General features: G+C 66.9%; 15 protein-coding genes and 1 other annotated feature. Of the genes, 11 read left to right on the top strand and 4 right to left on the bottom strand.

The window, feature by feature from the left end:
• Positions 1–96: 96 nt before the first annotated feature.
• The gene (locus SSA01S_RS13685) at positions 97–1,140 is read left to right on the top strand and encodes a substrate-binding domain-containing protein (RefSeq protein ID WP_061780791.1); all 1,044 of its coding nucleotides are present in this window, start codon (positions 97–99) and stop codon (positions 1,138–1,140) included.
• Here the strand turns inward: SSA01S_RS13685 and SSA01S_RS13680 are convergent, their stop codons facing one another.
• The 3 genes from SSA01S_RS13680 to SSA01S_RS20195 all read right to left on the bottom strand — a co-directional run bounded on the left by SSA01S_RS13680 (position 1,141) and on the right by SSA01S_RS20195 (position 3,187).
• The gene (locus tag SSA01S_RS13680; RefSeq protein WP_061780790.1) at positions 1,141–1,503 is read right to left on the bottom strand and encodes a hypothetical protein; all 363 of its coding nucleotides are present in this window, start codon (positions 1,501–1,503) and stop codon (positions 1,141–1,143) included.
• Between the two features lie 56 nt (positions 1,504–1,559).
• Positions 1,560–3,056 carry a SulP family inorganic anion transporter gene (locus SSA01S_RS13675; RefSeq protein ID WP_061780789.1) on the bottom strand — a complete coding sequence of 499 codons (1,497 nt, stop codon included), beginning with the start codon at positions 3,054–3,056 and terminating at the stop codon, positions 1,560–1,562.
• A complete protein-coding gene (locus SSA01S_RS20195; protein ID WP_272867561.1) occupies positions 3,053–3,187 on the bottom strand; it encodes a hypothetical protein in 135 nt (44 codons plus the stop codon). Before SSA01S_RS20195 ends, SSA01S_RS13675 begins: the two co-directional genes overlap by 4 nt.
• Positions 3,115–3,170: a sequence feature (sul1 is cis-regulatory element that is thought to sense ions involved in sulfur or methionine metabolism; They are found in Alphaproteobacteria), on the bottom strand. It overlaps the preceding gene by 56 nt.
• Positions 3,188–3,292: 105 nt before the next feature.
• Between SSA01S_RS20195 and SSA01S_RS13670 the strand changes: the two genes are divergently transcribed.
• From SSA01S_RS13670 to SSA01S_RS13655, 4 genes are all read left to right on the top strand, one after another.
• Positions 3,293–4,972: a GH39 family glycosyl hydrolase gene (locus SSA01S_RS13670; protein WP_061780799.1), complete on the top strand. Its 1,680-nt coding sequence runs from the start codon at positions 3,293–3,295 to the stop codon at positions 4,970–4,972.
• Positions 4,973–5,033: 61 nt separating this feature from the next.
• Positions 5,034–5,906, top strand: a complete 873-nt coding sequence (locus SSA01S_RS13665; protein ID WP_061780788.1) for a DMT family transporter — start codon at positions 5,034–5,036, stop codon at positions 5,904–5,906.
• A gap of 348 nt (positions 5,907–6,254) precedes the next feature.
• Complete coding sequence (locus SSA01S_RS13660; RefSeq protein ID WP_061780787.1) at positions 6,255–7,901, top strand: beta-helix domain-containing protein; 1,647 nt, start codon at positions 6,255–6,257, stop codon at positions 7,899–7,901.
• Between the two features lie 108 nt (positions 7,902–8,009).
• Positions 8,010–10,838, top strand: coding sequence for a TonB-dependent receptor domain-containing protein (locus SSA01S_RS13655; RefSeq protein ID WP_061780786.1), 2,829 nt, complete (start codon positions 8,010–8,012; stop codon positions 10,836–10,838).
• A 115-nt stretch (positions 10,839–10,953) separates the two neighbouring features.
• Here SSA01S_RS13655 and SSA01S_RS13650 read toward each other — a convergent pair whose 3' ends face one another.
• A complete protein-coding gene (locus tag SSA01S_RS13650; protein ID WP_244885684.1) occupies positions 10,954–11,637 on the bottom strand; it encodes a prolyl hydroxylase family protein in 684 nt (227 codons plus the stop codon).
• 93 nt (positions 11,638–11,730) lie between these two features.
• On the opposite strand from SSA01S_RS13650, the gene SSA01S_RS13645 reads away from it, so the two are divergent.
• The 6 genes from SSA01S_RS13645 to SSA01S_RS13620 all read left to right on the top strand — a co-directional run bounded on the left by SSA01S_RS13645 (position 11,731) and on the right by SSA01S_RS13620 (position 18,994).
• Positions 11,731–12,573, top strand: a complete 843-nt coding sequence (locus SSA01S_RS13645; protein ID WP_061780785.1) for a type II secretion system protein N — start codon at positions 11,731–11,733, stop codon at positions 12,571–12,573.
• On the top strand, positions 12,570–14,792 hold the full coding sequence (gene gspD, locus SSA01S_RS13640; protein ID WP_061780784.1) for a type II secretion system secretin GspD: 2,223 nt from the start codon (positions 12,570–12,572) through the stop codon (positions 14,790–14,792). Before SSA01S_RS13645 ends, gspD begins: the two co-directional genes overlap by 4 nt.
• Before the next feature lie 118 nt (positions 14,793–14,910).
• Complete coding sequence (gspE, locus tag SSA01S_RS13635) at positions 14,911–16,398, top strand: type II secretion system ATPase GspE (RefSeq protein WP_061780783.1); 1,488 nt, start codon at positions 14,911–14,913, stop codon at positions 16,396–16,398.
• 381 nt (positions 16,399–16,779) lie between these two features.
• The gene (gene gspF / locus SSA01S_RS13630; protein WP_061780782.1) at positions 16,780–18,003 is read left to right on the top strand and encodes a type II secretion system inner membrane protein GspF; all 1,224 of its coding nucleotides are present in this window, start codon (positions 16,780–16,782) and stop codon (positions 18,001–18,003) included.
• Positions 18,004–18,020: 17 nt separating this feature from the next.
• Positions 18,021–18,476: a type II secretion system major pseudopilin GspG gene (gene gspG / locus SSA01S_RS13625; protein ID WP_082795088.1), complete on the top strand. Its 456-nt coding sequence runs from the start codon at positions 18,021–18,023 to the stop codon at positions 18,474–18,476.
• Positions 18,473–18,994, top strand: a complete 522-nt coding sequence (locus SSA01S_RS13620; protein ID WP_167348925.1) for a GspH/FimT family pseudopilin — start codon at positions 18,473–18,475, stop codon at positions 18,992–18,994. Before gspG ends, SSA01S_RS13620 begins: the two co-directional genes overlap by 4 nt.
• Positions 18,995–19,099: the final 105 nt, after the last annotated feature.

Raw genomic sequence — 19,099 nt, 5'->3', positions numbered from 1 at the left:
GGGTTGTCGGCCCATTGCGGGCCTCTGTCAATGCCGTTGTCGCGCGCTGTGGGGCGGGGACTTGTGCGAAAGCCTTTGTGTCGCGATCACAGCGGCATGGACATACGCGAACTCGCCCGTCACCTCGGCCTGTCGATCGGCACGGTGTCGCGCGCGCTGAACGACCGCAAGGACGTCAGCCCCGACACGCGCAAGCGGGTGGTCGAGGCGGCGCGCCTGCATGGCTATATCCCCAACCAGTCGGGGCGGACGCTGCGCAGCGGACGGACGGGCACCATCGGCTTCATGCTGACCCTGGAGCATGACAGTGCGATTCATGGCGACCCCTTCTTCATGGCGTTGCTGGAGGGCGTGCAGGCCGGGTTGGGCGAGCATGACCTGGACCTGGCGGTCCTGTTGGCGCGCAAGGGCGAGGACGGGCTGACCTTCCTGCGGCGGCACGTCTCGCGCGGGACGGTCGATGGCTGGGTGCTGTCGGGCACCCAGCATGACGATCCGCGCATCGCTTTCCTCCTCGATCGCGGCATTCCGTTCGTGGCGCTGGGGCGCACCGCGACGGCGCGTGACTATGCCTGGATCGACCTGGATTTCGAGGGGGTGGTCGCCGATGCCATGGGGCTGCTGACCGGTGCGGGGCATCGCCGTATCGGGCTGGTCGCGCCCCCCGCCACGATCAACAACAGCCATATCGTGGTCGAGCAGTATCGGCACGCACTGGCGCAGGCGGGCATCGCCTTCGACCCGGCGCTCGTCCATCATGGCGAGACCGACGAGAGCGATGGCGAGGTGACGGCGCGCGAGCTGATGGCGCTGCCCGACCGCCCGACCGCGCTGCTGCTGATGGGGGAAACCGCGCCGGTCGGCGCGTATCGCGCGCTGCGTCGCCTGGGGCTGGAGCCGGGGCGGGACGTGGCGGTGATCGGGCTGCGCGACAATCCGGCCTGTCGCGCGCTGTCGCCCGATCTGACCTGCTTCTCGCTGGAGCTGGACGATCTGGGGCTGGCTCTGGCGCGCGGGCTGGTTACGCTGCTGCCGGGACAGCAGGACATGAACGAGCCGCTGGTGCAGCGCCTATGGGGCATGACGCTGCGCCTGGGCCAGAGCCATCTCGCCCTGGGCCAGAGCCCTATCGCCAATTGATTAGGGTGCGATCTCGACCTCGAAGGTAAACCATGCCCCCTCGGCATGATCGAACAGCTGCACCCGCTGCTCGGTCACGCGGGTGGTGAAGTGGCCGGCGCTGCTGCGGTCATAACCCCGCGCCTCGCCCTCGACGATCTCCATATGAATCGAGGTTCCGGCGCCGGTGTCCTGCAGTTCGGGAAGGGTGCCGCCGAACTTCGCGCCCCGGTCGCCGTCGAAGCCCTGAAGATGTTCGCCGCGTGCTTCCGCCGCGATGCGAAGATGCCGGTCGGCCTCGTGATCATAGAGACCGGCCACCTTCTTGCCGGTGACGAGCGCATGGGCGGAGGCGGCGACGATCGCGCGAATATGGGGTTGCATGGCCGCTGCCTGACACGGCGGGGCTCCGGGATCAACCTCGGCCCCGCCTTCGCCGGTCAGTGCGGCGCGAAGCCCATCTCGACCCCGGTCTTGTCGTGCAGGGCGAAGCGGTCGATCAGGTCGGCGCTGGCGCGGTTATAGCCGACGACTTCGACCACGCGTCCGTCGCGCCGCAGCCGGGCGACGATCTTGTCGAGCGCGCCGACGCCCGAAATGTCCCAGAAATGCGCGCCCGTCACATCGATGCGGACCTGACGCGCGGGCTCATCGGCGTGGAAGGCGCGGGTGAAGCGCTCGACCGAGGCGAAGAAGATCTCGCCCGTCACGCGGTAGATGGCAACGCTGCCATCGGGCGACATCGCGCGTTCGACCGCGAACATCCGCTGCACCTTGCCCGCGAAGAAAATGCCGGAGAGCAGCACGCCCGCCGCCACGCCCAGCGATAGGTCGCGCGTGGCGACGACGACGACGACCGTGGTCAGCATCACCACCGACGAGGTGGGGGGATGTCGCCGCAGATTCGCGATCGAGTTCCAACTGAAGGTGCCGATCGACACCATGATCATCACCGCGACGAGCGCAGGCATCGGCACTCGCCCGACCAGCGGACCGAGTACCGCCAGCAGGAACAGCAGGAAGACCCCGGCGACAAAGGTCGACAGCCGCCCGCGCCCGCCCGAGGTGACGTTGATCACCGACTGGCCGATCATCGCGCAGCCGCCCATGCCGCCGAACAGGGCGGCGACGATGTTGGCACCGCCTTGCCCTGCACATTCGCGGCGCTTGTTGCTGTCGGTATCGGTCATGTCGTCGACGATCTGCGCGGTCAGCAGCGATTCCAGAAGCCCGACCGCCGCCATCGTCAGCGAATAGGGCAGGATGATGCGCAGCGTGTCCAGGGTCAGCGGCACCTGCGGCAGCGCCAGGCTGGGCAATCCTTCGGGCAGCTTGCCCATGTCGCCGACCGTATGGACCGACAGGCCCAGACCGATGCTGATCGTGCTGAGTACCAGGATCGCGACGAGCGGCGAAGGGATCGCCTTGGTGATCCGGGGAAAGCCATAGATGATCGCCAGGCCGCCCGCGACCATCGCATAGGTCTGCCACCCGACATGGGTCAGCTGCGGCAGCTGCGCCAGAAAGATCAGGATGGCGAGCGCATTGACGAAGCCGGTAATGACCGAGCGAGACACGAACTGCATCACCAGGTCGAGACGGAGCAGCCCTGCCAGCATCTGGAACAGGCCCATCAGGATTGTCGCGGCGAACAGATATTCGACGCCGTGCTCGCGGACCAGCGGCCCGACCAGCACCGCGACGGCGGCGGTCGCGGCGGAAACCATGCCGGGCCGTCCGCCGATCAGCGCGATGGTGATCGCGATCGCGACCGAGGCATAAAGGCCGACGCGCGGATCGACGCCCGCGATGATCGAAAAGCCGATCGCCTCGGGGATCAGCGCGAGCGCGACGACGATGCCCGCCAGCATGTCGGCCCGCGCGGCGGCGGCATTGGTAAACCATTGGCGGCGATAAACGGAGAAATTGAAAGTCATTGAAAATCCACAACAGGGAACAGCACGCCGTGGGGGCGTTTGAGGCGTTCGTGCATGTTGTTGTCCGGCGGATCGGCGGCCGGAATAGCCACCCGGAATTTCACCGGGTCCTTGCGAATGATGGTGCCCATAGGCGATTCCGACCGGGCGACGCAACCGCCGGGCGCCTTTTCCCATGGTTGACCTTCGCTGCGGCGGACGTCAGCATCATGTCCGACAAAAAGGGAGGATGTTCGATGGGGATTCACGTCGCCGCCGGGCGGGCGCTGGCCGCCGCCGCGTTCTTTGCCACGCCGCTATTCGCGCAGCAGACAAGGCCCGTCACCATTACCGTCGATGCCGGGCGCACCACAGGGACATTGCCGCCGGTCTGGCGCTTCTTCGGCGCGGACGAGCCGAACTATGCGACGATGAAGGACGGGCGCAAGCTGCTGCTCGAACTCGGGAAGCTGCGGCCGGGCGGTGTCTATTTCCGAGCGCACAACCTGCTCAACACCGGCGACGGCACGCCCGCCTTCAAATGGGGCAGCACCAACGTCTACACCGAGACGAAGGACGGCAAGCCCATTTATGACTGGACGGGCGTCGACCGGATCATCGACACCTATCTGGCGCGCGGCGTGCGGCCCTATCTCCAGATCGGCTTCATGCCAGAGGCTTTGTCGACCGCGCCGCCGGGCACCCCGTACCAGCACAGCTGGCGGCCGGGCTTCGACTATAACGCGATCATCTCGGGCTGGGCCTATCCGCCCAAGGATTACGACAAGTGGCGCGAGTTGGTCTATCGATGGACCCGCCACAATGTCGAACGCTATGGCCGCGCCGAGGTCGAGCGCTGGTATTTCGAGGTGTGGAACGAGGCGAACGGCGCCTATTGGAAGGCCTCGCCCGAAGAATTCTACAAGCTGCACGATTATGCCGTCGACGGTGTGCGCCGCGCCTTGCCCACCGCGCGGGTCGGCGGGCCGGATTCGGCGGGGGCGGGCGGCGCCTTCATGGACGGCTTCTTGCGCCATGTGACCAGCGGCACCAACTACGCCACCGGCCAGACCGGTACGCCGACCGACTTTCTCGCCTTCCATGCCAAGGGGCAGCCGAGCTTCGTCGATGGCCATGTCCGCATGGGCATCGCGACCCAGCTGAAGGAGGTCGATCGCGGCTTCGTGAAGGCGACCGCGCTCCCCGCGCTCGCCACCAAGCCGGTGGTCATCGGCGAAAGCGATCCCGAAGGGTGCGCGGCCTGTCCGGGGCCTGAAAACGCCTATCGCAACGGTACCATGTACTCCAGCTACACGGCGGCGAGCTTCGCGCGCATCTGGGAACTGGCGGAGCGGCGGCATGTCAATCTGGAAGGCGTGCTGTCCTGGTCCTTCGAGTTCGAGAACCAGCCCTGGTTTGCGGGTTATCGGCAATTGGCGAGCAACGGCGTGCCCTTGCCGGTGCTCAACGTCTTTCGCCTGTTCGCCCAGCTAGGTCCCGACCGGCTGGCGGCGGTCAGCGATGCGCAGGTGCCGCTCGACATCGCGATGACACAAGGGGTGCGGGGGGCCGCAGACATCGGCACCATCGCGACCCGGCTGGCGGACGGGCGCGTCGCGATCCTGATCTGGCATTATCATGACGACGATGTGCCCGGCCCGGCGGCGGCGATCCAACTGTCGGTGGCCGGGTGGAAGGGCACCGTGCCGTCTTCGGCCACGCTTTGGCGGGTCGATGGCGATCACGCCAATGCCTATGCCGCCTGGAAAGCGATGGGCGCGCCGCAATCCCCCGACCAGACGCAATATGCCGCACTGGAAAAGTCGGCAGAGATGCCCCCCGAGACGTTGAACCTGACGCCGAAGGGGAGGGCCGCGACGGGAACGCTCGTCCTGCCGCGCCAGGGCGTGGCGCTGGTCGTGCTCGGCGGGCGCTGACCCGCGCGACTTGATCGCGACGCTTGCCGTGCGTTAGCGCGTGCCCAGGAAATGGGGGTTCATGGCGTTTTCGTCGCTGTTGCTGATCGTCGGCGCGTCGTTCATCCACGCGACGTGGAACCTGCTCGCCAAGCGTGCGGCGGCGGTCGGGCCGGTCTTCGTCTTCGCCTATAATCTCGTCTCGGTCATCGGCTATGCACCTTGGGTGCTGTACCAATTGTCGCGGGGCAGCATCGGCTGGACGGCGACAGGCGTGGGTTTCGTGCTGCTCAGTGGGCTGCTCCACCTCTGTTACAGCCTGTGTCTCCAGCGGGGTTATCAGGTCGCCGACCTGTCGATCGTCTATCCGGTCGCGCGCGGCACGGGCCCGATGCTGTCGACGATCGGCGCGCTGTTGATCCTGGGCGAGGTGCCGACCGCGCGCGGGCTGCTGGGGCTGATCCTGGTGGTCGTCGGGATCGGCCTGATCGCGACACGCGGCGATATCGCGGCCCTGCGCAAGCCGGGCGGCCTTGCGGGTGTGCGCTGGGGTACGGCGACCGGCGGGTTGATCGCCTCCTATACGGTGGCCGATGCCTATGCAGTGAAGACGCTGGGGATCATGCCGGTCGTGCTCGATTGGTTCGCCAATGTGCTTCGCTTCTTTTTGTTGGCCCCGATCATCGCGGTGAACCCGATGCGCGCCCGGGACGCGATGCGGGGGTATTGGCGGCTGGCGATCGGCGTGGGGCTGTTGTCGCCGCTATCCTATATCTTCGTGCTGGCCGCGTTGCGAAGCGGTGCGCCGCTCAGCCTGGTCGCGCCGATGCGGGAGATGTCGATGATGGTCGGTGCGCTGCTGGCGATGCTGGTCCTGCGCGAGGCGGTCGGCATGTGGCGGCTGGTGGGCTGCACGGTGCTGATCGCGGGAGTCATCGCGCTGGCCGGGGCCTGAGAGCCGGTCAGGGACGCCCCGCCCAATCCGTAGTGACACTAGCTTGAGCGGGGCGTCGAGGACGCGCGGAAGCTCGACCTCGCGGGCTCCGTACCCTGCTTTGCGACAAAAGGCTCCGTTTATCTGACGCACCGCACCATTTTCGATTGGAAACGCGACGGACCGAGGAACGGGTGTCACGTAAATGACGCCAAAACGTCATCAAAGTTTCTTCCAAACTGCATCTTGGCGTCATTTGAGCCGCCTAACGCCCGGTTCGGGATCGACAGGGGGACTCTTCGGAGTCGGTCGATCATCGGGCGGCCCTTCGCCCGATATGGCAACGATAAGATCGGGAGTTTTTCGGCGATGGCGAGCATCAAGCGCTTCGGCCTCATTCTCATGACCAGCTCGGCCTGTGCGGCCCTTTCCGCGTGCGGTGGTGCCGACAGCGTCGCTTCGCCGGGTGCGGGCAGCGTGGTGATCGTGCAGCCCCAGCCGACGCCGACCCCGTCGCCCACGCCCAGCCCGCCCGCCAACATCACCGCCGCGCAGTTCGCCGCCGTGACGACCGTCAACGGCGTGTCGATCACCGCCGACGAGCAGCTGGCGATCGTGAACGCCGGGTCCAACAACAATGTCAACGGCACCGGTGCCGCGCTGAACGGCATCTATCCGACCAGCAGCACCTCGCTGGTGACCGCTGCCGATCCGTCGATCATCAACGGTTTCTTCACCTCGACCAACTATGTCGGCGCGCTGAACGGTCCGTCGGATACCGCATTCCAGGGCTGGACCTGCAACTCGACCTCGGCCGAATTCGGCGGCTCGGGCGCACGCTGCACCGCGGTTCCGTCGATCGGCACCTATTCGGCATCGACCTCGGTCTGCCCGACCGGGACGATTGATGACGGTACGAACAGCTCGTCCTCGCCCAGCTTCCGCTTCTGCCGCATCGGCAACGCCGATGGCACCCGGGTGATCACGCGCGACCTGACGCTGCCAAAGATCGCAGGCGTCGTTTACCGCTTGCAGGGCCAAGTCGAAATCGGCACCGATCTGGGTTCGACCGGCGGCAACGGTGTCACGCTGACCATCGCGCCGGGCGTCGTGATCGCGGCGGACTCGACCGAGGCGACCAACGACCTGCTGCTCGTCAATCGCGGCTCGAAGATCTCGGCCGTGGGCACGCGCGATGCGCCGATCATCTTCACCTCGCAGCAGAACCTGGCCAGCAACGGCGTGTCCGATGCGACCCAGGGCCAGTGGGGCGGTATCATCCTGCTCGGCCGCGCGCCGACCGCCGTCTGCGCCACCGGCACCGGCCCGAACAATGCGGGCGGCACCTCGACCACTTGCCAGCAGGCGATCGAGGGCGTGACCGGCCGCTTCTACGGCGGTGCGAACCAGGCCGACTCGTCGGGCCAGATGTCCTATGTCCAGATCCGCTATTCGGGTATCGCCATCTCGGACGGCAACGAGCTGCAGGGCCTGACGCTGGGCGGCACCGGTTCGGGCACGGTCCTGGATCACATCCAGAGCCACAATTCGGCCGATGACGGCATCGAGATCTTCGGCGGTACGACGAACCTGAAATATATCGCGATCACCGGCGCGGACGATGACGGCTTCGACATCGACAATGGCTATCGCGGCTTCATGCAGTTCCTGATCGCGGCGCAGCGCACGCTGGGCGCGACCGCCGACAGCTTCTCGACCGAGATCGACTCGAACAACGCCGAGGATCTGCTGCCGCGCACCTTCGGCCGCTATGCCAACTTCACTTTCGTGCAGACCGCCAACGCCCCGGCGGCGATCCGTCTGCGTGGTGGTGCGGACATGACCTTCATCAACGGCATCGTGAAGTCGACCCAGTCGGGCGTGGCCTGCGTCAACCTGATCGCCGGTGCCGGCACCGGTGCGGACCGGACCACGATCCGTGCCGCCAATGCCGACCTGCAGGATCAGGGCCCGCCGGTCTTCACCTCGGTCTATTTCAGCTGCAACGGCCGCTAAGGCCCCGCTGACCATGCGCCCGCTTCTGTCCGGGCGCTCTCGGCAGGCCGGGGTGGCGAATATCGCCGCCCCGGCTTTCCTCCATATCTGATACGGGAAGACCCGGCCATGCAGCGACGCCTCGCTTATGCCACGCTCCTTCTGCTGACCTCCCAGCTTGTCGCGCCCGCCCTGCTCGCGCAGACGGCGGGGGCACCGGCGGCCACCAGCACCACCGCGACCAGCCCAGACGGGCAGGCCACGCCACAGAGCCAGACCCCGACCGGCCAGGACGGCCAGTCGACCGAAGAGCCGGTCGAAATCTCCGCGCCCGGTGTCGATGCCTCGGCCAGCAGCGAGATCGTCGTCGTCGGCCGCAACATCCCCAACACGATCCGCGCCACGCCGCAGATCGTCTCGGTCCTGTCCGCCGCCGACATCGCACGCACGGGCGAGGGCGATATCGCGGGCGCGCTGACCCGCGTCACCGGGCTGTCCGTCGTGGGCGGCGGCTTCGTCTATGTCCGGGGTCTGGGCGACCGTTACTCCTCGTCGCTGCTCAACGGCTCGCCGCTGCCCAGCCCCGAGCCGCTGCGCCGCTCGGTCCCGCTCGACATCTTCCCGACCACCATCGTCGGCTCGGCGCTGGTCCAGAAGACCTATTCGGTGAACTATCCGGGCGAGTTCGGTGGCGGCGTCATCAACCTGACGACCAAGGCGATCCCGAACAAGAACTTCATTTCGGGTGGCGTCACGATCGCCGCCGATGACGCGACGACCAGCGAGCTGGGCTATACCTATGCGGGCGGCGATGCCGACTGGCTGGGCTTCGACGACGGCACGCGCGGGGTGCCGCAGTTCGTGCGCGACGTGCAGGCGGGCAAGGGCTCGGGCCTGGTGCTCGCGCCCGACGTCGCGCGGCTGTCCAACGCCTCCACCACTTTGCTCCAGCGCAACAATCACCTGCCCGCCAACTGGTCGGGCGAGCTGTCGGGCGGCTCGGTATTCGACATCGGCAGCGACCGTCTGGGCGTGATCTCGTCGCTGTCGCTTTCCAACACCTTCCGCACCCGTTCGGCGATCCAGCAGGACTCGGTGTCGCCCGATGGCACGCTGCGCAACGATTACCGTACGCTGCTGACCGACAACCGTATCGTCGCCAACGCGCTGGTGGGGCTGGGCTATGAGTTCGGCAACAACACGGTGCGCTGGACCAATGTCTATATCCACGACACGCTGAAACAGGGTCGCGGATCGGCGGCCGAGGTCTACAACAACGCCAGCGGCCTGCGTTTCCAGCAAAATACCAACTGGTTCGAGCGTCAGCTGATCGAAAGCCAGCTGGTCGGCGAGTTCAAGCTGACCGACGCGCTGAAGTTCGATGCGCGCGGCGCCTTCGCCAACTCGAAGCGCAACGCGCCCTATGAGCGCCAGTTCGACTATCTCTGCTCGAACCGCACGACGACCGGGCTGCCGATCAGCTATGACGGTGCAAACGGTGCGGGCGGGTTCCAGTGCAATGGTGCGTACCAGGTGACGCAGCGCTTCACGCCCTTCGCCTCGATCATCTTCTCGGAGTTGAACGAGAATCTGTGGACCGGCCAGGCCGACCTTTCCTACAAGATCGACAGCGACCGTCCGATCACGCTGAGCACCGGTTATTTCTACCAGGGCACGGACCGCTATTCGAGCCGTATCCAGTTCAACTACCAGACCAGCGACGGTGCGGGCACCGCGCCGGGCTTCCCCTATAATCTCTATCGCCCGGACTATTTGCTGAGCCCGGACGTCATCAACAACGCCTGTCCGCTTCGTGCGGAGCCCAAATGCACGCTCCAGCTGCAATTCTCGACCCAGGCGGGCGCCTATGCCTATGACGCCAAGCTCGACGTCCATGCGGGCTATGTCCAGGCCGAGGCGGAAGTGTTCGATGGCCTGCGCGCGGTGGCGGGTGTTCGCTATGAGAACGCGATCGAGACGGTGACGCCGGTGCTCAGCACGGGCACGCGCTTGAAGAACGATTATTTCCTGCCCGCGGGTACGCTGACCTGGAACTTCGCCGCCGATATGCAGCTGCGGGCGAGCGGTGCGAAGACGATCTCGCGCCCGCAGTTCCGCGAACTGGCGCCCCAGCAGTTCCGCGACCCGGATTCGGATCGCCTGTTCTTCGGTAACCCGAACCTGCGCGACAGCGAGCTGTGGAACCTCGAGGGCCGCTACGAATGGTTCTACGCGCGTGACCAGCGCTTCACGCTGGCGGGCTTCTACAAGCGGATCAAGAATCCGATCGAGCAGGTCGGTTTCTATACCGGCGCGGACGACCGGTTGCAGACGGGCTTCACCTATCTGCCCTCGGCGACGCTCTATGGTGCCGAAGTCGAGTTGCAGAAATATGTGCCGCTGGCGGGTCTGGGCGGCGACTTCTTCGCCACGCGCCGCCTCGTCACGATCGCGAACTACACCTACACCAAGTCGAAGATCAAAGCCGACGCGACCTGCGTGCCCAACCCGGCGGTGGCGGCGAGTTCGCCCGGCCTGAACGGTTGCGCATCGGGCTTCGGCCGGGCGCAGCTGCTGTTCCGCGACGGTGCGCCGCTGACGGGCCAGTCGGACCATCTGGTCAATTTACAGTTGGGCATCGAGGATACGGCGGCGCTGTCGCAGGTGACCGTGCTGTTCAACTATGCCAGCAACCGCGTGACCAATCGCGGTCCGTCCTATCTGTCGGGCGACGGTTTCCAGCCCGATATCGTCGAAGTCCCCGGCATCCGTCTCGACATCGTGGCGCGCCAGGGCTTCGAGCTGATGGGCGGCAAGTTCGAGCTGAAGGCCGAGGCGCGCAACCTGACCCGCACGCGCTACAATGAACGGCAGGATTTCGGGAATGGCCGGTTCGTCTATCTGAACCGCTATAATCTGGGCCGCGTGTTCTCGCTGGGGCTCAGCACGACCTTCTGATCCGTTGCAAACTTGGCGACAGGCCGTCGTCCGGGTGATCCGGGCGGCGGCCTTTTTCCATCAGTGTGGGGCGTGGACGTCGATAGCGCTTGGCCCGAGCAAATTTGCGGTTTCGTCACCCCTGCCAAGGGCGTTCCCGATACCATTTGGTAATCACATATTTCACTCCGGCCCGCACCTTCATCGCCTGGTGCAGGGTGGCCGGATTGGTCGACCCGTCCGCGCGGCGGTTGCTCCAGGCCACCATCTTGCCGAGTTCGGGCTGGATCAGCTTGTCCACCACCTTGAACCGGGTCGCGCCGCCCGCCTCGGGCGTGTTGAGGTACAGCATCACCGTCCAGGTGCGGTTGCCCGACAGCGCGCAATATTGGTGATAGTCCAGCCCCTTGGGCTCGAAATAGTCGGTATGCTGCTTGAACTCCTGTCCGACCGCGTAGCGTTGGCCTTGGATCGGCTCGCCATATTCCGGGGAGAGGCCGGTCAGCATCGCGATGCGGCGTTCGGTCTCGATCACCGCCGGATCGTCGGCGGGCAGGTCGCCAGTCTCGCTGGTGCGATAGGCGGCATCGCCATTGGAATCGGCGATGGTCGATGGGCGGCGGACCGCATCGATCCGAGTCATCAGCGCGCTGCAGATTTCGGGCGGCAGCACGTCGCGCTTTACGAACAGGGTCAGCTTGGGGCTGGGCAGTCGCTGCACGCCGGGCGTCGCACTCAATCGAGTGATGATCGGCGTCGGATCAAGGCCATTGCCCAAAGTCGGCGGGTCGTCGGGGAAGGTGTTCATCGCGATATCCATGTGAAACCTGTATGACACCCATGTTTCGGGGCTTTGACGCAGGGCTGTAACATGCCATGCCTAGACGCTGAACATGCGGACGGGGTGGGTTTCATGCGGTTGAGGCTCGACGCGCGCGGACGTCGCTGGTTGCGACGGCTGCCGGTCGTGAATGTCTATTCGGTGGCCGAATTGGCGCTGATGGCGGTCCTCGCCGTTCAGGGCGCACGGCTGCTTTGGGTGATCGTCACGCCCGTCTCGCCGCTGGGCGAGTGGCGGCCGCTGGCTCCCGCCATCGCCGGATCGCCCGCCGCCATCCTCGAAGGGTTCGATCCCTTTTTCCGTTTGCAGGGACAGCAGGGCGCACCCGCCGCGGTGACCAATCTGCAACTCACGCTGTTCGGCACGCGGATCGACGAGGCGTCGGGGCGCGGCTCGGCGATCCTGGCCGGGCCGGATGGGGTCCAGCGCTCGGTGTCGATGGGGGAGGAAATCCAGCCCGGCGTGCGGCTGAAGGCGGTCGCCTTCGACCATATCACCATCGATCGCGGCGGCGCGACCGAGGACCTGTATCTCGATCAGTCCGATGCCCCTCCCACGCCCGCCGGAGTTCCGGCACAGGGCGGTCAGCCCGCGGCGATGCCCGGATCGGTGCCACCGCAAGGGGGAGTCCCCATCGCGCAGTTGCGCACCGATATCGGCTTCATCCCCCGGCTCGACGGTGGGCGTGTCTCCGGCCTGGTCGTCGGACCGCAGGGTTCGGGCGCGGCGTTTCGGGCGGCGGGGCTGCGCGAGGGCGATATCGTCACCGCGCTCGGCGGCCGTCCGGTGACGGGCCCGGGCGATCTTGACCGTCTGGCGGCGGATTTCGCACAGGGCGGTTCTCTTTCCATCACGGTCGAGCGGGGCGATCAGACGCTGCCGCTTGCCCTTCAGATTGCGGCACCACGGCCATGAAGAAGCTTGTCCTCGGTTCGGTTCTGGCGCTGGCTTTGGCCGCAGGCGTGCACGCCCAGACCACGCTCAACGTCCGCGACGCCGATATCCGCGCCTTCATCGCCGATGCCGCGAAGGTGACGGGGCGCACCTTCATCATCGACAACCGGGTCAACGGCAAGGTGACGGTGGTGACCGACCGGCCGCTGTCCAAGTCCGAATATTTCGAGATTTTCCTGTCGACGCTGCGCTCCAACGGACTGGTCGCGGTGCCGACCTCGGGCGGCGCGTTCCGGGTGCAGCCGGTCGACAACGCCGCGTCGCAGCCCAGCCGGATCGGCGCGGCGGGCGCGAACCGCAACGCCTACGTCACCGAGATCATCCGCTTGCGCGCGATCGACGCGCCCAGCGCGCTGGAGACGGTGCGCCCGTTGGTCAGCGCGCAAGGATCGGTCACCGCCAATCGCGCGGGCAACACGCTCGTCGTGGTCGACTTTGCCGACAATATCCGCCGTATTCGAGAGGTGGTGCGTCGGATCGACGCCGACAATGCCTCGACCCGCGTCATCGCGCTGCGCAATGCGGGCGCGCGCGAGATCGCGACCGCGCTCCAGACGCTGGCGGGCGGCGGTGGCGGCGCCGGGCAGGGCGGGGCGGCCCCCGGCGGCACCGGCGTGTCGGTGGTCGCCATCGACAGCTCGAATTCCATCGCGCTACGCGGCGATCCGTCGAGCGTCGCGCGCTTCGCCCAGATCGCGATCGACCTGGACAACAAGGCCAAGAGCGGCACCGAGATCCGCGTCGTCTTCCTCGAAAACGCCGATGCCGAGCAGCTTCTGCCCGTGCTCCAGCAGCTGGTCGGCCAGACGCCCGATCCGGTGCAGGAAACCACCCTGTCGCGTGGCAGCTTCACCCAGACCAACAGCCAGGCGGGATCGGCGGCGGGCACCTCGATCGCCCAGCGTATCCAGCCGGTCGCCCAGCCCCAGTCCTCGAACGCGCCGGGCGCCGGTGGCCAGAACGGCCAGCCGCCCGCGATCAGCACGCAAGGCGGCCGGACGGCGGCGGTCGTCACCCGCTTCGTCGGGGCGAACGCCATCGTCATCGCCGGGCCCGCCGACATCCAACGCCAGATCGGCGAGGTCATCCGCCAGCTCGACGTGCGCCGCGAACAGGTGCTGATCGAGGCGATCGTCGCCGAGGTTTCCGACCAGACCGCCCGGCGGCTGGGCGCGCAGTTCCTGCTCGGGAGTCTCTCGGGCGGCGCGTTCGCGGCGTCGACCTATGGCAACACCGCGCCGAACATCCTGCAGATCGCGGGCGCGGTCGGTGCGCAGACGCTGGGCGGCAACCGGACCGTCGTCGTCGCACCGGACGGGACGCGCACCGAAACCAACGTCCCCAACCAGGCCTATAACCAGCTGACCCAATCGGCGGTGCAGTCGATCCTGGGCACCACCGGCGGCTTTGCCGGTTGGGGCGGGCAGATCGGCGACACGGTGTTCGGCGCGATCATCAACGCGGTGAAGAGCGACACGACCTCGAACCTGCTTCAGGTCCCGCACATCATCACGCTGGACAATCAGCAGGCGCACAGCCTGGTCGGCCAGGAAATTCCGGTGACGACCGGCCAGGCATTGTCGAACAATTTCGACAATGCCTTCCGCACCGTGCAGCGCCAGAATGTCGGCATCCAGCTGGACGTGAAGCCGCAGGTCAATGCGGGCGGCTCGCTGAAGCTCTATGTCCGCTTGGAGGTCAGCTCGATCGCGGGACCCGTGTCGAGCAACAATAGCGAGCTGATCCTGAACAAGCGCGCGTTCGAGAATGTCTTCACCCCCGATGACGGCCAGATCACCGTCATCGGCGGTCTGCTCGACGACAACGAACGGCGCACCATCGAGAAGATTCCGCTGCTCGGCGACATTCCGGGGCTGGGCGCACTGTTCCGCTCCAAGGCGCGCAGCCGGTCGAAGACCAATCTGATGGTCTTCATCCGCCCGACCATCCTGCGCACGCCGGAAGACAGCCGCCGCGTGACCGAGCAGCGCTACGGCTATCTCCGCCAGCTTCAGGGCTATGCCCAGCCCGGCGTCGAGCCGTCGATCGACGAACTGGTCCGCGACTATATGAACGCCGCGCCGCCGATCCCGCACGCGCCGATGCCCGGCAATATCGAGGACCCGCGCATCGCGGTGCCCGTCGCCAAGCCGGTCCAGCCGATCAAGCGCCGTGACTGAAGACCTACAACCCCTCCCTACCGGCGACACCGTACCCCTCCCGCTGGGCACGCCCCTCCCGCCAGCGGGAGGGGATGGGGGGGGGCACACCGCCCTCCCGCTACCAACCGTCAATGATGTGCCCGAAACGCTGGAACTGGTCGCTCCCCTGACCATCCCCTACGCCTTCGCGCGCAAGTTCGGCACGGTCGTGCATACCGCCGACCCGCTGACCATTGCCCTTCGCGAAGGCGCCGACCCGCGCGCGCTGATCGAGCTACGCCGCCATATCGGCCGCCCCTTCGCCATCACGCGGGTCGAGGCCCCCGCCTTCGACCGGCTGTTGTCCGACGCCTATGCGATGGACGGACAGGCGACCGCGATCGCGGCGGTGGGCATGGGCGACGAGCTGGACATGCTGGCGGACGGCATTCCGACCGCCGAGGATTTGCTCGACACCGCCGACGATGCACCCGCCATCCGCCTGATCAATGGCATCATCGCCGATGCCGCACGCAATGGCGTGTCGGACATCCATATCGAGCCGTACGAGACCGGCCTCGTCGTCCGCATGCGCATCGACGGCGTGCTGCGCGAGACGCTCAGGATGCCGCCGCATGTCGCCCCCGTGGTGGTCAGCCGCATCAAGGTCATGGCGCGGCTCGACATCGCCGAGCGGCGTGTGCCGCAGGATGGGCGCATGGCGCTGACTTTGGGCGGCAAGCTGCTCGACGTGCGTGTCTCGACCCTGCCGAGCCGTGCGGGCGAGCGCGTGGTGCTGCGTATCCTCGACAAGGAGAATGCGGGCATCGATCTCGACGCGCTGGGCATGAACCCGGCGATGTACGCGCTGCTACGCGAGGCGCTGAGCGAACCCAATGGCATCATCCTGGTCACCGGGCCGACCGGATCGGGCAAGACGACCAGCCTGTACGCCGCGCTGCGCCTGCTCAACGATGGCAGCCGCAACATCCTGACCGTCGAGGACCCGGTCGAATATGCCGTGGAGGGGGTGGGGCAGACCCAGGTCAATGCCAAGGTCGGCCTGACCTTCGCGGCGGGCCTGCGCGCGATCTTGCGCCAGGACCCGGACGTGGTGATGGTCGGCGAAATCCGCGACCGTGAGACGGCCGAGATCGCCGTGCAGGCCTCGCTGACCGGGCACCTCGTGCTGTCGACCGTGCACACCAACGATGCGGTCGGCGCGATCACCCGGATGCGCGACATGAAGGTCGAGCCGTTCCTGCTCGCCTCGACGCTGCGCGCCGTCATCGCGCAGCGGCTGGTGCGGCGGCTGTGCCCGGCGTGCAAGCGGCCGGTCAAGGCCAAGCATACCGTCGCGCCGCTGCTCGGTATCGAGAACAAGGCGATCGTGTACGAAGCCGTCGGCTGTCCGCAGTGCAACGGCACCGGTTATAAGGGCCGGACCGGGGTGTATGAGGCCGTCCGCGTCGATGACACGATCCGGCGGCTGATCAATGACGGTGGCGACGAACAGGCGATCGCCGCCCACGCCTTTGCCAAGCAACAGCCGCTGGCGGCGGCGGCGCGGACGCTGGTGCTGGACGGCGTGACCACGGCGGAAGAAGCCATCCGCGTATCCCGCCGCGATTCCGACGCGGGGTGAGGGAGGTGGCTGTCGCCCCATCTTCAGCCGCCACCCCGGCGAAGGCCGGGGTCCGGTTGCTGTGCGCCGTGAATTCAAGTTCACGCGAAGCCGCGAAGCCGCGAAGAGAGATTGGGTTCGCGCAGAGGCGCAGAGAACGCAGAGAGACTGTCCCCTCCGCGCAAGCGGCCTTCCTATCTCGGCCTATCGGAAAAGCTGTGCGCTGCCGCGCACGAGACTTCTCTGCGCCCTCCGCGCCTCTGCGCGAACATGCCCTTCTTCGCGGCTTCGCGGCTTCGCGTGAGATAAGATTTCTATCTGAAACATTGCGTCCGGACTGTCACCGCGACTGGACCCCGGCCTCCGCCGGGGTGGGGTCCGTTGATGAGGTAAGGCACTGACATGGCCGGGTTCGACTATGTCGCCATCGATACCAAGGGCGCGGAGAAGCGCGGCTTCATCCCGGCCGAGACCGGCGATGCTGCACGCGCCGCGCTGGAGAAGCAGCGGCTGTATGTCGTTTCGGTCAAGCCGGGCAGCGGCGATACCGCCGAGCGGCGGCCGCTCTTCGGGCTGAAGCTCGGCCGCGCGCGCATGTCGGTGAAGCAGCTGACCTTGTTCACCCGCCAGCTCGCCACGCTCAACCGCGTTTCGCCGCTGGAGGAGTCCCTCCGCACCATCACCCGCCAGACCGAGCAGGAGCGGGTGCGCGCCATCGTCGCGACGGTGCATCAGGGCGTCACCGAAGGTCGTCGCCTGGCCGATGCGATGGCGCGCGAGCCCAAGAGTTTCCCCCCGCTCTACCGCGCGATGGTCGCGGCGGGCGAGAGTTCGGGGACGTTGCCTACCATCCTCGAACGGCTCGCCGCGCTGCTTGAACGGCAGGCGGAGATTCGCGGCAAGCTGATCACCGCGCTCGCCTATCCGACGATCCTGGCGGTGGTGGCGATGGGAGTGGTAACCGCGCTGATGATGTTCGTCGTGCCGCAGGTGGTCGAACAGTTCGATACGGTCGGGCAGGAGCTGCCCTTTCTGACGCGCATGGTCATCACCGTGTCGGACCTGCTGGTCGGCTGGTGGTGGCTGATGGCGGGGATCGTCATCATCGGCGGCGTCGGCTTCTGGCGTGCGCTGAAGGTGCCCGCGATCCGGCTGTCCTTCGATACCTGGTTGCTCAAGCTGCCGCTGCTGGGCCGGTTGCTGCGCGATCTGCACGCCGCACGGATGGCGCGCACGCTGGGGACGATGGTCGCCAGTCGCTTGCCGCTGCTCGAGGGGCTGACGCTGACCGCCGGGACGATTCACAACCGCCGATTGCGCGTGGCCTCCGATGCCATCGTCGATGCGATCCGGGGCGGCGGCAGCCTGTCGGCGGCGATGCGGCGGGCGGGGGTGTTCCCCCCGCTGCTCACCTATCTGGCGGCCAGCGGCGAGGCGGCGGGGCGGCTGGACGAAATGCTGGAGCGCGCCGCCGATTATCTGGAGCGCGAGTTCGACCGCTTCACCGCCACCGCCCTGTCGCTGCTGGAGCCCGCGATCATCGTCGTGATGGGCGGCGTGGTCGCGACGATCGTGCTATCCATCCTGCTGCCGATCCTCCAGCTCAACACGCTGGCGGGACAATAAGTCGAGAGGACATGTTGATGCGTACCCCCACCCACCGGCGGCCTCGCCGCAAGCGCCCGGCCAATGGCTTCACGCTCGTCGAGCTCATGGTCGTCATCGTCATCATCGGCCTGCTGGCGACGATCGTCGCGCTGAACGTCCTGCCCTCGGGCGATACGGCGAAGATCCAGAAGGCCAAGGCCGATATCGCGAACATCGAAACCGGGCTGGAGATGTACAAGCTCCAGAACCTGACCTTCCCGACGACCTCGCAGGGGTTGCAGGCGCTGGTGTCGATGCCCGCCGGGCTGGCCGATCCGTCGCGCTATCAAAAGGGTGGTTACCTCAAGAAGCTGCCCGACGATCCCTGGGGCCGCCCCTATCTCTATGCTGCGCCCGGCCAGCATGGCGAGGCCGATGTCTGGACCTACGGCGCCGACGGCAAGGAAGGCGGCGAGGGGATCAACGCCGATATCGGCAATTGGGATAAGTGAGCGCACGGCCCCGCCTGGATGCCGGGAGCGGCGGCGGGCGGGGCCTGCCTGATCGGCTGATCCCGGCCGCCGTGCGGGCGGAGCGGGGCTTTACCCTCGTCGAACTGATGATCGTCATCACCGTCATCGGCCTGGCCTCCGCCGTGGCGGTGCTGTCGCTGCCCGACCGGCGGGGTCGGGTAACCGACGAAGCGCTGAAATTCGCCGCCCGTGTCCGCGCCGCGCATGACGTGGCGGTGGTCGAGGCGTCGCCGGTCAGTATCTGGGTGACGCGCGGCGGCTATGGCTTCGACCGGCGGGCCGATGGTGCGTGGACCCCGATGACCGCGAAGCCCTTGCGCGTGGCCCAATGGGAAGACGGTACGCAGGCGGGCATTCCCGACGCCAGCGGGCGGGTGCGCGTGACCTTCGACGTGACCGGGCTGGCCGACCGCCCGCTCGAACTCCGCCTGACGCGCGACCGGGCGAGCAGCATCGTGCGGATCGGCGCGGATGGTTCGGTGCGCGTCGATGGGTGAGGCATCGTCTTGTCCTCCCCTGCAAGGGGAGGTGTCGCGGCGAAGCCGTGACGGAGGGGGGTCGCCGCCGGCGATCCGTTCCCTTTCGGACGGTTACACCCCCCC

It is taken from the genome of Sphingomonas sanguinis NBRC 13937, assembly GCF_001591005.1.
Lineage (GTDB): Bacteria > Pseudomonadota > Alphaproteobacteria > Sphingomonadales > Sphingomonadaceae > Sphingomonas > Sphingomonas sanguinis.
The sequence above is the reverse complement of the archived record's forward strand: the minus strand, read 5'-3'. Positions and strand labels throughout refer to the sequence as shown.

What these genes read in the sequence shown, in the direction of transcription:
- SSA01S_RS13685 (WP_061780791.1), top strand. Translation starts at nt 97, where the DNA reads ATGGACATACGCGAACTCGCCCGTCACCTCGGCCTGTCGATCGGCACG.
- SSA01S_RS13680 (WP_061780790.1), bottom strand. Translation starts at nt 1,503, where the DNA reads ATGCAACCCCATATTCGCGCGATCGTCGCCGCCTCCGCCCATGCGCTC.
- SSA01S_RS13675 (WP_061780789.1), bottom strand. Translation starts at nt 3,056, where the DNA reads ATGACTTTCAATTTCTCCGTTTATCGCCGCCAATGGTTTACCAATGCC.
- SSA01S_RS20195 (WP_272867561.1), bottom strand. Translation starts at nt 3,187, where the DNA reads ATGGGCACCATCATTCGCAAGGACCCGGTGAAATTCCGGGTGGCTATT.
- SSA01S_RS13670 (WP_061780799.1), top strand. Translation starts at nt 3,293, where the DNA reads ATGGGGATTCACGTCGCCGCCGGGCGGGCGCTGGCCGCCGCCGCGTTC.
- SSA01S_RS13665 (WP_061780788.1), top strand. Translation starts at nt 5,034, where the DNA reads ATGGCGTTTTCGTCGCTGTTGCTGATCGTCGGCGCGTCGTTCATCCAC.
- SSA01S_RS13660 (WP_061780787.1), top strand. Translation starts at nt 6,255, where the DNA reads ATGGCGAGCATCAAGCGCTTCGGCCTCATTCTCATGACCAGCTCGGCC.
- SSA01S_RS13655 (WP_061780786.1), top strand. Translation starts at nt 8,010, where the DNA reads ATGCAGCGACGCCTCGCTTATGCCACGCTCCTTCTGCTGACCTCCCAG.
- SSA01S_RS13650 (WP_244885684.1), bottom strand. Translation starts at nt 11,637, where the DNA reads ATGGATATCGCGATGAACACCTTCCCCGACGACCCGCCGACTTTGGGC.
- SSA01S_RS13645 (WP_061780785.1), top strand. Translation starts at nt 11,731, where the DNA reads ATGCGGTTGAGGCTCGACGCGCGCGGACGTCGCTGGTTGCGACGGCTG.
- gspD (WP_061780784.1), top strand. Translation starts at nt 12,570, where the DNA reads ATGAAGAAGCTTGTCCTCGGTTCGGTTCTGGCGCTGGCTTTGGCCGCA.
- gspF (WP_061780782.1), top strand. Translation starts at nt 16,780, where the DNA reads ATGGCCGGGTTCGACTATGTCGCCATCGATACCAAGGGCGCGGAGAAG.
- gspG (WP_082795088.1), top strand. Translation starts at nt 18,021, where the DNA reads ATGCGTACCCCCACCCACCGGCGGCCTCGCCGCAAGCGCCCGGCCAAT.